This window comes from Streptomyces taklimakanensis (assembly GCF_009709575.1).
Taxonomy (GTDB): Bacteria; Actinomycetota; Actinomycetes; order Streptomycetales; family Streptomycetaceae; genus Streptomyces; species Streptomyces taklimakanensis.
In genome coordinates this window covers 4114890-4129849 of sequence record NZ_WIXO01000001.1, presented here as the reverse complement: position 1 = coordinate 4129849, position 14960 = coordinate 4114890, and the positions used below count along the sequence as shown (strand labels likewise).

The 14960-nt window shown below is 69.3% G+C and carries 13 protein-coding genes and 2 pseudogenes; 1 reads left to right on the top strand and 14 read right to left on the bottom strand.

What is annotated here, in order from left to right:
• The first annotated feature begins 11 nt into the window (after positions 1–11).
• Entirely contained in the window at positions 12–1793 is a 1782-nt protein-coding gene (locus tag F0L17_RS18410) for a glycoside hydrolase family 18 chitinase (protein ID WP_238420691.1), read from the top strand.
• Positions 1794–2053: 260 nt separating this feature from the next.
• On the opposite strand, the gene F0L17_RS18405 is transcribed toward F0L17_RS18410, so the two are convergent.
• From F0L17_RS18405 to F0L17_RS18340, 14 genes and pseudogenes are all read right to left on the bottom strand, one after another.
• Complete coding sequence (locus tag F0L17_RS18405) at positions 2054–3772, bottom strand: protein kinase domain-containing protein (protein ID WP_155071934.1); 1719 nt, start codon at positions 3770–3772, stop codon at positions 2054–2056.
• Between the two features lie 43 nt (positions 3773–3815).
• Positions 3816–4751 (bottom strand): annotated as a pseudogene (locus tag F0L17_RS18400) (IS5 family transposase).
• Positions 4752–4824: 73 nt separating this feature from the next.
• A pseudogene (locus F0L17_RS18395) lies at positions 4825–4920 on the bottom strand (IS5/IS1182 family transposase); the annotation flags it as partial.
• Between the two features lie 102 nt (positions 4921–5022).
• On the bottom strand, positions 5023–5478 hold the full coding sequence (locus F0L17_RS18390; protein ID WP_155071933.1) for a DUF2550 domain-containing protein: 456 nt from the start codon (positions 5476–5478) through the stop codon (positions 5023–5025).
• Positions 5479–5599: 121 nt separating this feature from the next.
• Positions 5600–5983, bottom strand: coding sequence for a F0F1 ATP synthase subunit epsilon (locus F0L17_RS18385; protein WP_162466375.1), 384 nt, complete (start codon positions 5981–5983; stop codon positions 5600–5602).
• Between the two features lie 88 nt (positions 5984–6071).
• Positions 6072–7526, bottom strand: coding sequence for a F0F1 ATP synthase subunit beta (atpD, locus tag F0L17_RS18380; protein ID WP_155071932.1), 1455 nt, complete (start codon positions 7524–7526; stop codon positions 6072–6074).
• A 5-nt stretch (positions 7527–7531) separates the two neighbouring features.
• Positions 7532–8449, bottom strand: a complete 918-nt coding sequence (locus tag F0L17_RS18375) for a F0F1 ATP synthase subunit gamma (protein ID WP_155071931.1) — start codon at positions 8447–8449, stop codon at positions 7532–7534.
• Between the two features lie 2 nt (positions 8450–8451).
• Positions 8452–10023, bottom strand: coding sequence for a F0F1 ATP synthase subunit alpha (gene atpA, locus F0L17_RS18370; protein WP_155071930.1), 1572 nt, complete (start codon positions 10021–10023; stop codon positions 8452–8454).
• A gap of 118 nt (positions 10024–10141) precedes the next feature.
• Positions 10142–10966 (bottom strand): F0F1 ATP synthase subunit delta, encoded by an 825-nt coding sequence (locus F0L17_RS18365; RefSeq protein WP_155071929.1) that lies wholly within the window; start codon positions 10964–10966, stop codon positions 10142–10144.
• Positions 10963–11517 carry a F0F1 ATP synthase subunit B gene (locus F0L17_RS18360; RefSeq protein ID WP_155071928.1) on the bottom strand — a complete coding sequence of 185 codons (555 nt, stop codon included), beginning with the start codon at positions 11515–11517 and terminating at the stop codon, positions 10963–10965. Before F0L17_RS18360 ends, F0L17_RS18365 begins: the two co-directional genes overlap by 4 nt.
• Positions 11518–11551: 34 nt before the next feature.
• On the bottom strand, positions 11552–11782 hold the full coding sequence (gene atpE, locus F0L17_RS18355; RefSeq protein WP_155071927.1) for an ATP synthase F0 subunit C: 231 nt from the start codon (positions 11780–11782) through the stop codon (positions 11552–11554).
• Positions 11783–11882: 100 nt separating this feature from the next.
• Positions 11883–12692, bottom strand: coding sequence for a F0F1 ATP synthase subunit A (gene atpB / locus F0L17_RS18350; protein WP_162466374.1), 810 nt, complete (start codon positions 12690–12692; stop codon positions 11883–11885).
• A 266-nt stretch (positions 12693–12958) separates the two neighbouring features.
• On the bottom strand, positions 12959–13402 hold the full coding sequence (locus F0L17_RS18345) for a Cg1360 family ATP-synthase-associated protein (RefSeq protein WP_155071926.1): 444 nt from the start codon (positions 13400–13402) through the stop codon (positions 12959–12961).
• A 235-nt stretch (positions 13403–13637) separates the two neighbouring features.
• Positions 13638–14951: an MraY family glycosyltransferase gene (locus tag F0L17_RS18340; RefSeq protein ID WP_162466373.1), complete on the bottom strand. Its 1314-nt coding sequence runs from the start codon at positions 14949–14951 to the stop codon at positions 13638–13640.
• Positions 14952–14960: the final 9 nt, after the last annotated feature.

Genomic DNA, 14960 nt, shown 5'->3' with positions numbered 1-14960 from the left:
CCGCGCTGCTGATGCCCCTCGGCGCCATGGTCGCCCTGGCCTCCCCGGCCCAGGCGGCGGAGGAGGCGACCGCCACCTTCTCCAGAGTCTCGGACTGGGGCAGCGGTTTCGAGGGCAAGTGGACGATCAAGAACACCGGTGACACCACCATCAACGGTTGGACGCTGAAGTGGGACTTCCCCACCGGCACCACGGTCGGTTCCGCCTGGGACGCCACCGTCACCAAATCCGGCAACACCCACACCGCCAAGGACCGGGGCTGGAACGGCACCCTCACCCCCGGCGCCACCGTCAGCTTCGGCTTCAACGGAACCGGCGGCGGCTCCCCCTCGAACTGCACCCTCAACGGGCGCCCCTGTGACGGTTCCGGCGGCGGCACCCCCGACGACGCGCCGCCCTCCGCCCCCGGCACCCCCACGGCGAGCGACATCACCGACACCTCGGCCAAGCTGAGCTGGGGCGCCGCGACCGACGACAAGGGCGTCAAGGACTACGACGTCCGCCGCAACGGCGCCACGGTCGCCACCGTCACCGGCACCACGTACACCGACACCGGGCTGACGGCGGGCACCTCCTACACCTACTCGGTGGTGGCGCGCGACACCGCCGGCCAGACCGGCCCGGCGAGCGGCGCCGTCACCGTCAGGACCTCCGGCGGCGACGGCGGAGGCGAGCCCGGGGAGCACATCAACCTGGGCTACTTCACCGAGTGGGGCATCTACGGCCGCAACTACCACGTGAAGGACATCGTCACCTCCGGCTCCGCCGAGAAGCTGACCCACATCAACTACTCCTTCGGCAACGTCCAGGGCGGCAAGTGCACCATCGGCGACGCCTTCGCCGCCACGGACAAGGCCTACACCGCCGAGCAGAGCGTCGACGGCAAGGCCGACACCTGGGACCAGCCGCTGCGCGGCAACTTCAACCAGCTGCTGAAGCTGAAGAAGATGTACCCGCACATCAAGGTCCTGTGGTCCTTCGGCGGCTGGACCTGGTCCGGCGGCTTCCCCGACGCCATGAAGAACCCGGCCGCGTTCGCCAAGTCCTGCCACCAGTTGGTCAACGACCCGCGCTGGCAGGGGCTGTTCGACGGCATCGACCTGGACTGGGAGTACCCCAACGCCTGCGGTCTGACCTGTGACACCAGCGGCCCGGCCGTGATGAAAACCATGGCCCAGGCGTTCCGCGCCGAGTTCGGCGACCAGCTCGTCACCGCCGCCATCACCGCCGACGCCTCCAGCGGCGGCAAGATCGACTCGGCCGACTACGGCGGCGCGGCCCAGTACCTCGACTGGTACAACGTGATGACGTACGACTACTTCGGCGCCTGGGACAAGACCGGCCCGACCGCTCCCCACTCGCCGCTGACGTCGTACCCCGGCATCCCCAACCAGGCGTTCAACTCCGACGCCGCGATCCAGAAGCTCAAGGCCAAGGGCGTCCCGGCCGAGAAGCTGCTGCTGGGCATCGGCTTCTACGGCCGCGGCTGGACCGGCGTGACCCAGAAGGAGCCCGGCGGCACCGCCACCGGCGCCGCGCCGGGCACCCACGAGGCGGGCATCGAGGACTACAAGGTCCTCAAGAACCGCTGCCCCGCCAACGGCACCATCGCCGGCACCGCGTACGCGCACTGCGGCAACGAGTGGTGGAGCTACGACACCCCCGCCACCATCGCCGGGAAGATGGACTACGCCAAGCAGCAGGGGTTGGGCGGAGCCTTCTTCTGGGAGATCAGCGGTGACACCGCCGACGGTGAGCTGGTCACCGCCATCCACAACGGTCTGAACGGCTGACACCGGTCGGTCGACGGACCGACCCTCGCGACCCCCACAGGAGGACCGGGGAGACGGCTCACGAGCCGTCTCCCCGGTTCCTTCCGTCCACAAGCGCGAGAGGAACACCGGGGCGCGGGACGGAACGCGGACCACGGGACCACACCAGGAGCTGTCCGGCCGATCATGTAACTGCCGGGTAACTCACGGAGACCGGCCTTCCTCCCGTGTCGGCAATGTTGTGACCGTCGCGTTCCGGTCACGTGACCGGCCTGGCTGGTTCAATCCGTCCGCAACGGCTTCAAGGACGGCCAGTCGGTGAGGGGGCGTGGCTCTTGGAGGCGGCCCTTGCCGGAGCGGTCGCCGGCGATGTGGACGAGCAGGTACTGGTCGCCGGAGAAGACCCAGAAGCGGTGGTCGTCACCGGGAACCGGCAGGACAGCGTCGATCTTGTTCGTGAAGCGGTCCAGTCCGCCGAACGTCCTGCGCCACTGCGCGATCGGAGCAGGCCCGCTCACCCGCCGCGCCGACGCCGGGTCCGCACCCGTCTCGACGACCATGTACTCGCTGCCGGAGAACACCCAGAACCTGCCCCGCACACCCGGAACCGGCATCACCGCGTCCACACGATGCGAGAAGCCCGGGGCCTCGCCGATGCTGTTGCTCCAGTCGGTGAGGGGGCGTGGCTCTTGGAGGCGGCCCTTGCCGGAGCGGTCGCCGGCGATGTGGACGAGCAGGTACTGGTCGCCGGAGAAGACCCAGAAGCGGTGGTCGTCACCGGGAACCGGCAGGACAGCGTCGATCTTGTTCGTGAAGCGGTCCAGTCCGCCGAACGTCCTGCGCCACTGCGCGATCGGAGCAGGCCCGCTCACCCGCCGCGCCGACGCCGGGTCCGCACCCGTCTCGACGACCATGTACTCGCTGCCGGAGAACACCCAGAACCTGCCCCGCACACCCGGAACCGGCGCCACCGAGTCCACACGCAAGCCTGCGTGGGCACCGGTGGACGCCTGCCCGGTCCGGTGGGACGAACCAGAGCCGGGGTCGTCTCCAGCGACGTATGCGGTCACGCCCGCTCCGGTGAGGAGCACCACCACGGCGATCGCCCCCGTGATCGCCGTGCGGCGCCGGTTCGCGCGTGTCGGCGGCACCGGCTGCCGCAGTGTCGCCTGCACCGCTCGGGGAGCTCCGTCGACGATCGATCGCAGCGCGTCCGCGAGCTGTGCGCCGGACGGGCGCTTGGCCGGGTCCTTGTCCAGCAACTGCTCGATGACGTCGCCCAGCGGGCCCTGGACGTGGACGGAGGGCGGTTCGAAGGCGACGGCGAACGAGGTGGCCGTGAGGTCCCCGCGGGCGAAGGGGGTCTGACCGGAGGCGAGGAAACACAGGGTGACGCCGAGGGAGAACAAATCGCTGGCCGGTCCGGCGGGCTGATCGCGCAGGCGTTCCGGGGCCATGTACTCGGCCGAGCCGACCACGCCCCCCGTGCCCGTGAGACCTGTGTGACCGGACAGGGCGGCGATACCGAAGTCGGTGAGCACGCTGCTGCCGTCCGCGCGCAGAAGCACGTTGGCCGGTTTCACGTCACGGTGCAGCGCACCGGCCGCGTGGACCGCCTCCAACGCGGACAGGATCTCCAGGCCGACGCGGGCGGTCTCCACCGGTGACAGGAGCCCGCTCACTCGCACTCGCTCACTCAGCGAACCACCCGGCACCAGTTCCATGACGATCCAAAGACCGCCGTCGAACTCCACCAGATCGTAGATGTCGATGACATGCGCGTGCGTCACCCGGGCGATCGCCCGCGCTTCCGACAGCACACGCCTCATCGCCGCCTGCTGCTCGTACCCGCCGCCAATGGCATGAAGTTCCTTGACGGCCACCGTCCGCTGCAACAGATGGTCCCAGGCACGCCACACCGTGCCCATGCCGCCACTGCCCAGTCGGTCGGCGAGCACGTACCTGTCGGCGACGACTCGCCCGCCCACACTGTCGATCACGACGAGACAATGTACATGCCGACCTCCAGGGCGATTGAGGTGATCACGTGCGGAGCCGGATGACGAGAGCCGCTGCGGTGATGGTGCCCAGGTAGACGTAGCGGTGCTTGTCGTAGCGAATGGCCACCGCCCGGGTGTCGTTTCAGTCGGTTGACGGCTCGCTCGACGGTGTTGCGTTTTTTGCACCGCTCTTCGCCGAAGCCTGGTGGCCGTCCGCCGCGTGAGCCTTCGCGCAGGCGGGCGGCCCGGCTGTCGGTCTTCTCCGGGATCGTGTGCCGGATACCCCGACGCCGCAGGTACTCACGGACAGGGCCCGTTGCTGTGTGCCCTGTCAGCGGCGACGCCGTCGGGCCTTTTGCGGGGCCTGCCCGGCCCGGGTTTCGGGACGCGGATCTTCTCCGGCACCGGCTTGAACTGGGTGCGGTCAGCCCGCTGATCCGGGGTGACGATCAGGGACAGCGGCCGGCAGCGACCGTCCGCGCTCAGGTGGAGCTTGCTGGAGAACCCGCCCCGCGAGCGACCCAGGCCCTCCCCTCCCGCGCCACCTCCACCAGGCGGGCGTGCGGTCTCTGCCACGGCGTTTCGTCCTGGTGTGCTGGCCCCTCGGCCTCCCTTGAAGCGGGCGCCGGCGGTGGGTCGGTGCGGGCACCCGCCGCATGCCGGTGCGCCCGCACGATGGTGGGGTCGACCGAGACGTCCCAGTCGATCTCGCCTGCGGCGTCGGTCGCGGCCTGGACCTGCTGGAGCAGACGCTCCCACGTTCCGTCGGCCGACCACAGCCGGTGGCGTTCGTAGACCGTCTTCCACGGCCCGAACCGTTCCGGCGGACCTCGCCACTGCGCCCCGGTCCGAAATCGGCGCAGAATCCCGTCGATCACCTGTCGGTGATCACGCCACCGCCCGCACCGACCGTGTTGCTCACCGGCAGGAAAGGCCGCAGCCGTTCCCACTCCGCATCCGACAGATCACCCCGCCCCATACACAAGACGACGATCCGCCCAGGTGACAGTCACATGATCGGCTGGACAGCTCCCGGGGCCTGGCCGCAGACGGTGGCCGAGCCGGTCGGACGGCTGGGGGACGACAGCGCGGATTCCGCGTCGTCGAAGGTGATTCCGGATCGCGCGGGATGAACACGCGCGGTCCGCCAGGACGGCGTCAGCGGCTCGCTCCGATCCCACATCGCATCAGGGATCACCCATCGGACGGACACATCCGATCAACTGGCCAACCGATCAAAGAGACACGCTCTAGGCCACGTTCACCCGCTGCCCGGGGGGTGCCGCCTCCAACCAGGCCAGGAAACCGGTCAGCGCGTCCTCGCTCATCGCCAGCTCCACCCTCGTCCCCCGGTGTGAGCAGGCCAGGACCACCGAGTCGGACAGGAGAGCCAGCTCCTCGTCACCCTCGGGCCTCCGTCGCTCCAGCACCTCGATCGCCTCGCGCTCCAGCAGCCGGCGCGGCCTGGGCGCGTAGGAGAAGACCCGGAACCACTCGACGCGGTCCCCGCTGTAACGGGAGACTCCGTAGATCCAGCCCTTGCCGCCGGCGCCGGCGCTCCCGCCCGGCCCGGGCGCGTCCCACCGCAGGCTGCAGTCGAAGGTGCCGCCCGACCGCTGGATCAGGCGCCGCCGCAGCCCGAACGCGAACAGTCCCAGCAGCACCAGTGCCAGCACCGCTCCGACCAGCACGAGAGCGAGGACCATCTTCACCGACCTCCTCGCCTCGTCCGTCCGTACCGCAGCCGATATCACCTCAGCCGCGGACCGCACCCGGAGCGATGCTCCGGCGCGATCCGCGGCTGAGGTACGTACACGCGCGCGGGCCTCAGTGTGCGCCCGCCACGGCCCGAAGTCGGATCTCGGCGCGCCGCTCGGCGGCGGCGTCCGCTTCCGCCTTCGCCCGCTCCAGCGCGCGCTCGGCGCGCTGGACATCGATCTCCTCGGACAGCTCCGCGATCTCCGCGAGCAGCGACAGCTTGTTGTCCGCGAAGGAGATGAAGCCGCCGTGCACCGCGGCGACGACGGTGCCGTTCCCGCTCTCGCCGGTCGTACGGATCATCACCGGGCCCGACTCCAGCACACCGAGCAGCGGCTGGTGGCCGGGCATGACGCCGATATCACCCGACGAGGTCCGCGCGACGACCAGGCTGGCCTTGCCCGACCAGACCTTGCGGTCCGCGGCGACCAACTCGACGTGCAGCTCAGCCACAGTGGCTCCTCGAAACTGGGGTTTTCACAGGATAACGGGGTGCGGTGACGGGGGGCGGACGACCCGCCCCCCGCCGCCGGGCCGGACGTCAGGAGACGCCCAGCTCCTTGGCCTTGGCCTTGAGGTCGTCCAGGCCACCGCACATGAAGAACGCCTGCTCCGGGAAGTGGTCGTACTCGCCGTCCGCGATCGCGTTGAACGCGGCGATCGACTCGTCCAGCGGAACGTCCGATCCGTCCAGGCCGGTGAACTGCTTCGCCGCGTGGGTGTTCTGCGACAGGAAGCGCTCGATGCGACGGGCGCGGTGGACGACCAGCTTGTCCTCCTCGCCGAGCTCGTCGATGCCGAGGATGGCGATGATGTCCTGGAGGTCCTTGTACTTCTGCAGGATCCCCTTGACGCGGGTGGCGCACTGGTAGTGCTCCTGCGAGATGTAGCGCGGGTCCAGGATCCGGGAGGTGGAGTCCAGCGGGTCCACCGCCGGGTAGATGCCCTTCTCCGAGATCGGACGCGACAGAACGGTGGTGGCGTCCAGGTGGGCGAAGGTCGTCGCCGGGGCCGGGTCGGTCAGGTCGTCCGCGGGCACGTAGATCGCCTGCATCGAGGTGATGGAGTGACCGCGGGTGGAGGTGATGCGCTCCTGCAGGAGACCCATCTCGTCCGCCAGGTTCGGCTGGTAGCCCACCGCGGAGGGCATGCGGCCCAGCAGGGTGGAGACCTCGGAACCGGCCTGGGTGAAGCGGAAGATGTTGTCGATGAAGAACAGCACGTCCTGCTTCTGGACGTCGCGGAAGTACTCCGCCATCGTCAGACCGGCCAGCGCCACGCGCAGACGGGTGCCCGGGGGCTCGTCCATCTGGCCGAAGACCAGCGCGGTCTTGTCCAGGACGCCGGCCTCCTCCATCTCCACCATGAGGTCGTTGCCCTCACGGGTGCGCTCGCCGACGCCGGCGAACACGGAAACACCCTCGTGCAGCTTGGCCACACGCATGATCATTTCCTGGATGAGGACGGTCTTGCCGACGCCCGCGCCGCCGAACAGACCGATCTTGCCGCCCTTGACGTACGGGGTCAGCAGGTCGATGACCTTCAGACCGGTCTCGAACATCTCGGTCTTGGACTCGAGCTGGTCGAAGGCCGGGGCCTTGCGGTGGATGTCCCAGCGCTCGGCGCCCGCGACCGAGGACGGGTCCTCGTTCAGGACCTCGCCCAGGGTGTTGAAGACCTTGCCCTTGGTCACGTCGCCGACCGGGACGGAGATGCCGCGGCCGGTGTCGGTCACCGGGGCCTGGCGGACCAGACCGTCGGTGGGCTGCATGGAGATGGCACGGACCACCCCCTCGCCCAGGTGCTGGGCGACCTCGAGCGTGAGGGTCTTCTTGGCACCCTCCTCGGCCGGGTCGGAGACCTCGACGGTCAGCGCGTTGTAGATTTCCGGCATCGCGTCGACGGGGAATTCCACGTCGACGACCGGGCCGATGACCCGCGCGACGCGGCCGGTGGCCACGCCGGCGGGAGCGGTCGGCTCAACAGTGGTGGTCATAGTTGTCAGTCACTCCCCGCAGAAGCGTCGGCCAGCGCGCTGGCACCACCGACGATCTCGCTGATTTCCTGGGTGATGTCGGCCTGACGGGCCTGGTTGGCAAGCCGCGTGAGCGACTTGATGAGTTCCTCGGCGTTGTCCGTCGCCGACTTCATCGCGCGCCGACGGGCGGCGTGCTCCGAGGCGGCGGACTGGAGGAGGGCGTTGTAGATCCGGCTCTCGACGTACCGCGGCAGCAGGGCGTCCAGGACGTCCTCGGCCGACGGCTCGAAGTCGTACAGCGGACGGACCCGCTGCTCCTTCTTCCCGGCCTCCTCCTCGACCTCGTCGAGGCTGAGGGGGAGCAGCAGCTTCCCGACCGGGTTCTGCGTCATCATCGACACGAACTCCGTGAAGACGATGTGCAGCTCGTCCACGCCGCCCTCGGAGGTCTCCGTCTGGACCGCCTCGATCAGCGGTCCGGCGACGGCCTTGGCGTCGGCGTAGCTCGGACGGTCGGTGAAGCCCGTCCACGACCGGGCGATCTTCCGGTCGCGGAAGCTGTAGTAGGACACGCCCTTGCGGCCGACGATGTAGGTGTCGACCTCCTTGCCCTGCTCCCGCAGCCGCTCGGTCACCCGGTCCGCGGCCTTGATGGCGTTGGACGAGTACCCGCCGGCCAGACCGCGGTCGCTCGTGATGAGCAGGACCGCGGCCCGGGTCGGCTTCTCGGCCTCGGTGGTCAGCGGGTGCCGGGTGTCGGAACCGGTGGCGACGGCGGTGACGGCCCGGGTCAGCTCGTCGGCGTACGGAGTCGACGCGGCCACCTGGCGCTGTGCCTTGACGATGCGCGAGGCGGAGATCATCTCCATCGCCTTGGTGATCTTCTTGGTCGCGCTGACGGAACGAATCCGCCGCTTGTAGATCCTGACCTGCGCGCCCATGATCAGCCCTCGCCCAGCAGCTTGCCGTCCGAGGTCTCGAACTGCTTCTTGAAGGAGACGACGGCGTCCGAGAGGGACTCGAGGGTGTCGTCGGACATCTTGCCGCCCTCGCGGATGCCGGTCATCAGGTCCTTGCGCTCGCGGTGCAGGTGGTCCAGCAGCTCGCGCTCGAAGCGGCGGATGTCCTCCACCGGCACGTCGTCCATGCGACCGGTGGTGCCGGCCCAGATGGAGACGACCTGGTTCTCGGTCGGGTACGGCGCGTACTGCGGCTGCTTGAGCAGCTCGACCATGCGCTTGCCCCGCTCCAGCGCCGCCTTGGAGGCCTCGTCCAGGTCGGAACCGAAGGCGGCGAACGCCTCCAGCTCACGGAACTGGGCGAGGTCCACGCGGAGCCGGCCGGAGACCTGCTTCATGGCCTTGTGCTGGGCCGAACCACCGACGCGGGAGACCGAGATACCGACGTTCAGCGCCGGGCGCTGGCCCGCGTTGAACAGGTCGGACTCCAGGAAGCACTGACCGTCGGTGATGGAGATGACGTTGGTCGGGATGAACGCCGAGACGTCGTTCGCCTTGGTCTCGATGATCGGCAGACCGGTCATCGAACCGGCACCCATCTCGTCCGACAGCTTGGCGCACCGCTCCAGCAGCCGGGAGTGCAGGTAGAAGACGTCACCCGGGTAGGCCTCACGGCCCGGCGGGCGGCGCAGCAGCAGGGAGACGGCGCGGTAGGCGTCGGCCTGCTTGGACAGGTCGTCGAAGATGATCAGGACGTGCTTGCCCTGGTACATCCAGTGCTGACCGATGGCCGAGCCGGTGTAGGGGGCCAGGTACTTGAAGCCCGCCGGGTCGGACGCCGGGGCGGCGACGATGGTGGTGTACTCCAGCGCACCGGTCTCCTCCAGCGCCGCGCGCACGGAGGCGATGGTGGAGCCCTTCTGGCCGATGGCGACGTAGATGCAGCGGACCTGCTTGTTCGGGTCGCCGGAACGCCAGTTGTCACGCTGGTTGATGATCGTGTCGATGGCCAGGGCCGTCTTGCCGGTCTGGCGGTCACCGATGATCAGCTGACGCTGACCGCGGCCGATCGGGGTCATCGCGTCGACGGCCTTGTAGCCCGTCTCCATCGGCTCGTGCACCGACTTGCGCTGCATGACCGTGGGGGCCTGCAGTTCGAGGGCGCGGCGGCCCTCGGTCTCGATCTCGCCGAGGCCGTCGACCGGGTTGCCCAGCGGGTCGACGACACGGCCGAGGTACCCGTCGCCGACCGCGACGGAGAGGACCTCGCCGGTGCGGCGCACCGGCTGACCCTCCTCGATGCCGCTGAACTCTCCGAGGACGACCGCGCCGATCTCGCGCTCCTCGAGGTTGAGGGCGAGGCCGAGGGTGCCGTCCTCGAACTTCAGCAGCTCGTTCGCCATGGTCGAGGGAAGGCCCTCGACCTTCGCGATGCCGTCACCGGCAACGCTGACCGTCCCGACCTCTTCGCGCGAGGCCGCGTCCGGCTTGTACGACTGGACGAAGTTCTCCAGCGCGTCCCGGATCTCATCCGGCCGGATCGTGAGCTCCGCCATCTGGGTTCCCTGCTCTCCTTGTTGGGCCCGTATGTGTCTGCTACGGCCCAACTCGGGCCGCCAGTACTGCTTCTTGAGTTGGTGTGTGCCTACGGCACGGTGTCCGCAGGCCGCTGTGTCAGCCCGCCATCCGCCGGTTCGCCTCTTCGAGGCGGTCGGCGATGGTGCCGTCGATGATCTCGTCACCGATCCGCACCCTGACCCCGCCGAGGACCGCCGGGTCCACGTCGAGGTTGAGGTGGATCTCACGGCCGTACAGCTTGGCCAGGGCGGCGCCCAGGCGCTGCTTCTGGTGGTCGCTGAGAGGTACCGCGGTGGTGACCACCGCGACCGAACGGTTCCGGCGCTCCGCGGCCAGCCTGGAGAGGGCTTCGAGCCCTCCTTCAAGACTACGACCACGCGGCTGGCGCACCAGGCGGACGATCAGTCGCTCGGTGGCGGGGCGGGCCCTGCCGCCGAGCAGCCGGCGCAACAGCTCGGTCTTGGCGTCCCTGAGGGCCTCGCCGGCCCCCTTGCCGGCGAGGGTGGCCCGCAGCTCGGCCGAGGAGGCGAGAGTCCGGGAGAACCGGAACAGCTCGTCCTCGACGTCGTCGAGGCTGCCGTCGCGTTCGGCGGCGATCAGGTCGGCCACGTCGGCGAGCTGCTCGACCGCGTCCACCAGGTCGCGCGAGCGCGACCAGCGGGAGCGGACCATGCCGGAGACCAGGTCGACCGTCTCCCCGCCCACCTGACCGCCGAGCAGGCGTCCGACCAGCTCGGCCTTGGCCTCGCCGGGCTGCGCCGGGTCGGTGAGGACCCGGCGCAGCGACACCTCGCGGTCGAGCAGCGCGGTGACCGCGGCCAGTTCGTCGGCGAGTTTGGCCGCGTCGACGGACGTGGAGTCCGTCAGCGCGTCCAGTCGCTCACGGGCTGCGGCCAGTGCCTCACGGCTCGCTCCGTTCATCGGGCGACCCCGGAGGACTCGGCGGTGGTCGCCTTCGCCTCGAGCTCGTCGAGGAAGCGGTCGATCGTGCGGCTCTGCCGGGCGACGTCCTCGAGGGACTCGCCGACCAGCTTGCCGGCCAGGTCGGTGGCGAGCTTGCCCACGTCCTGGCGCAGCGACTGGGCCGCCTGCCGACGGTCGGCCTCGATCTGGGCGTGCCCCGCGGCGATGATCTCCTCACGCTGCCGCTGGCCCTCAGCGCGCATCTCCGCGATGAGCGTGGCGCCCTGCTCCTGCGCCTCCTGGCGCAGGCGCGCGGCCTCGTGACGAGCCTCGGCGAGCTGGGCTCGGTACTCCTCGAGCGTCTGCTGCGCCTCGGCCTGAGCAGCCTCGGCCTTCTCCATGCCCCCCTCGATCGCCTCACGACGCTCCTCCAGGGCCTTGTTGATGGCCGGGAGGAGCTTCTTGGCGAAGACGAAGAAGACGATGCCGAAGGCGATCAGGCCGATGACGACCTCGGGCCAGACCGGAAGCAGCGGGGACTGCGGTTCCGAAGCTGCCAGGTTCATCATGATGGACCTTTCGTCGGTTCCGTTTGCGGCTTCGTCAGAGGATGAACGGGACGACGAAGCCGATCAGCGCCAGGGCCTCGACGACGGCGAAGCCGAGCAGCATGTTCTGACGGATGAGGCCGGCGGCCTCGGGCTGGCGGGCGATGGCCTGCACACCGTTACCGAAGATGATGCCGATGCCGATGCCGGGGCCGATCGCGGCGAGGCCGTAGCCGATGGTGCCGACGTTGCCTTCGACAGCAGCGAGGGTCTCGAGAGCAGACATTCCTTGGGTTCCTTCTCTTGGTGGGCCGGTGGGTGGTTGGTCCACCGGACGTCTGGGGGTTGGGCGGGTGGTGGCTGGAGGGGACCGCGGCCCCGTCTCGTCAGTGCGCCTCCTCCAGCGCCTGGGAGAGGTAGGTCGCGGTCAGCACGGTGAAGACGTAGGCCTGCAGCGCCTGGATGAACAGCTCGAAGGCCGTGAGCACGATCGTCATCGCGAACGAGGCGGTCGCGTAGAGGGTGCCGAGGAAGGTGCCGAGCATGTACCAGGTGGCGATCGTGAAGATCAGGATCAGGATGTGGCCGGCGAACATGTTCGCGAAGAGCCGGACCGCCAGCGTGAAGGGCCGCACGAAGATGTTGGAGACGAACTCGATCGGCGTGAGCAGCACGTAGATCGGCTTCGGCAGGCCGCCGGGGACGCAGAGGTTGCGGATCCCGCCGACGAAGCCGTTCGTCTTGAACGTCACCGTCATGTAGGTGATCCAGACGACCAACGCGAGGCCGGCCGGGTAGGCGATGATCGCGCTGACCGGGAACTGGGCGATGGGGATGATCGCCCAGAGGTTCAGCATCCACACGAAGAAGAACAGCGACACCAGGAACGGGATGAAGGCGTCGCCCTTCTTTCCGATCACCTCCCGGGCGATGCCCCGACGCACGAACTCGTAGAGCGCCTCGGCGACCATCTGCAGCTTGCCGGGGACCACCTTGGGGTTGGCGAAGGCCGCCCAGAAGAAGCCGAGGATGGCGAAGGTACCGATGAAGGCGAGCAGCATCGGCTTGTTGATCTCGACCCCGCCGACCTCGGCGATCGGGTCGAAGATGAACGACCACACACTGGGGGCCTCGAAACCACAGCCCTTGAACAGGTGGCAGTCGGTCTCGAAGGCGAGCAACTGGTCACTACTCACCGCGAGCTCCTTCGATCGGACGCATGGGTACGGCTACCTCGGGGTGTCGGCATGGCGCTGGGCCACGGGGCGGCACTGGACTGGGGTGAGCGGGAGGGAACCGGCCGGCGCGGCGGCAGGACGGCCCGGGAAGAGGCGAGGAGCGTCCGGCGCTGTCCCGCACAGCGCCTTCTCCAAGGCTCGCGGCCCTCTCGGCGTCGGACGATAGCAGCCCGTCGGAGGGGACTTCGTCCCGCCCCTGCCTCGGGTCTCCACACGGCTCCGGATCACGTGCGGGACTCCGCGGCGGAGGGCTTCGGGGAGGTCCCACCGCTCTCGGCGGGCTCCACGTACAGGGACTTGATCCGAGTCTGCGTCCACGCCTGGGCCGCGAGCCACACCAGGAGGCAGGCCAGCACTGTGAGGCCGAACACACGGCCGTCCATGAAGGTCGCGCCCCGCAGGAACTTCAGCAGCAGGAGCATGACGACGACCTGGGTCGTGTAGACCAGGAATCCCGCTCCGAGGAGGAGCTCGGGCCACTTCCGTCCGATCCGACCGAGCACGTGGAGGCCCGCACCGAAGAACGCGATGACCAGCACGGTGCCGAGGCCCGCTCCCAGGGCGCCCTCGCCCCCCGCGACGACCGCGCCGACGATCACGCCGGCCAGGCCGACGCAGGCGGAGGGAATCGCGGCGCCACGAAGGATTCGGGCGTCGTTCGACTGCATAAACGGTGCTCCAGCAGGGTGGTCTACGGGGGGCGTGGCGTGACCTTCGAAAGTGACCGTCATCCGGCGGCGCGGAACCACGGATCGGGAGTTCTGGGAGGCCACCGACCTTCTCGCCGGACTCGTGAACGGTATCACAAACTATTTGATGAGGTCTTTACCTAGTTCGTGTGCGGACCGTCACACATGCGGGGTAACCAGCGGTGCTTCGCGATGACGAACGCCGATGGGGCTGCTATGAGCGGCTGTCCGCCCTGGGGCGACCCTCCCGCGCCGGACGATCGTACTCGCCGAGCGCGGTCGCCCCACCGGGCCGCCCGCCGGCCCCGGCTTCCGCGCTCCCGTCCGCGTCGTCCCCCCGCTCCCCGGACGCCCTGGACGCCCGAACACGGTAGCGCGGCGGAACGAGCCGTTGCGCCCAGCGCGGCACCCGCGGGGTGAAGCGGGGCATCAGCAGGATCACCAGCCCCACCGCGCTCAGCAGCACGATGGCGAGCACGATCACCAGGCTGGAGGACCGCACCGAGAAGGCGACGGCACCGAAGGCGATCAGCGCCGACCAGAAGTACATGATCAGCACGGCCCGGCTGTGCGAGTGCCCGATCTCCAGCAGCCGGTGGTGGAGGTGGCCCCGGTCGGCCGCGAACGGCGACTGTCCCCGCCAGGTGCGCCGCACCACCGCCAGCACCAGGTCGGCGATGGGCACCGCGATGACCGTCAGCGGCAGCAGCACCGGCATGTAGACCGGCACCATGGAGTACACGCCGGAGCGGACGGACCCCTCGGACTCGGTGATCCGGTCCGGGTCGATCTGTCCGGTGATGGACACCGCGCCCGCGGCCAGCACCAGGCCGATGAGCATCGAGCCCGAGTCGCCCATGAAGATCCGCGCGGGGTGCATGTTGTGCGGCAGGAAGCCCAGGCACATGCCCATGAGGACCGCGGCGAAGAGGGTGGCGGGAGCGGCTCCCTCGATGCCGTGCCCGTACCACATCCGGTAGGCGTAGACGAAGAACGCCGCCGCGGCGATGCAGACCATGCCGGAGGCGAGACCGTCCAGGCCGTCCACGAAGTTCACCGCGTTGATCGTGACGACGACCAGCGCGACGGTCAGCAGCGTGCCCTGCATCGGCGTCACGGCCACGTTGCCCACGCCCGGGATGGGCAGCCACAGGATCGTCAGGCCCTGCCAGACCATCACGCCCGCGGCGATCATCTGCCCACCGAGCTTGACCAGGGCGTCCACGCCCCACTTGTCGTCCAGGACGCCCAGCAGCCAGATGAGACCGGCCCCGGCCAGCAGCGCGCGGGGCTCGTCGGAGAGCGTGAAGACGTCACCGGTGTTGGTGAGCCGGGAAGCCACCAGCAGGCCCGCGCACAGGCCGCCGAACATGGCGATGCCGCCGAGCCGCGGCGTCGGTTCGCGGTGCACGTCGCGCGCGCGGATCTCGGGCATCGCGCCCGCCGCGATGGCGAACTTCCGTACCGGCCCGGTGAGGAGGTAGGTGACCGCGGCGGTGACGCACAACGTCAGCAGGTATTCACGCACGGATCCCCC

Coding starts and splice junctions, on each gene's coding strand:
- F0L17_RS18345 (WP_155071926.1), bottom strand. CDS start 13,402: ATGCAGTCGAACGACGCCCGAATCCTTCGTGGCGCCGCGATTCCCTCC.
- atpD (WP_155071932.1), bottom strand. CDS start 7,526: ATGACCACCACTGTTGAGCCGACCGCTCCCGCCGGCGTGGCCACCGGC.
- atpA (WP_155071930.1), bottom strand. CDS start 10,023: ATGGCGGAGCTCACGATCCGGCCGGATGAGATCCGGGACGCGCTGGAG.
- F0L17_RS18365 (WP_155071929.1), bottom strand. CDS start 10,966: ATGAACGGAGCGAGCCGTGAGGCACTGGCCGCAGCCCGTGAGCGACTG.
- F0L17_RS18410 (WP_238420691.1), top strand. CDS start 12: ATGCCCCTCGGCGCCATGGTCGCCCTGGCCTCCCCGGCCCAGGCGGCG.
- F0L17_RS18360 (WP_155071928.1), bottom strand. CDS start 11,517: ATGATGAACCTGGCAGCTTCGGAACCGCAGTCCCCGCTGCTTCCGGTC.
- F0L17_RS18390 (WP_155071933.1), bottom strand. CDS start 5,478: ATGGTCCTCGCTCTCGTGCTGGTCGGAGCGGTGCTGGCACTGGTGCTG.
- atpE (WP_155071927.1), bottom strand. CDS start 11,782: ATGTCTGCTCTCGAGACCCTCGCTGCTGTCGAAGGCAACGTCGGCACC.
- F0L17_RS18375 (WP_155071931.1), bottom strand. CDS start 8,449: ATGGGCGCGCAGGTCAGGATCTACAAGCGGCGGATTCGTTCCGTCAGC.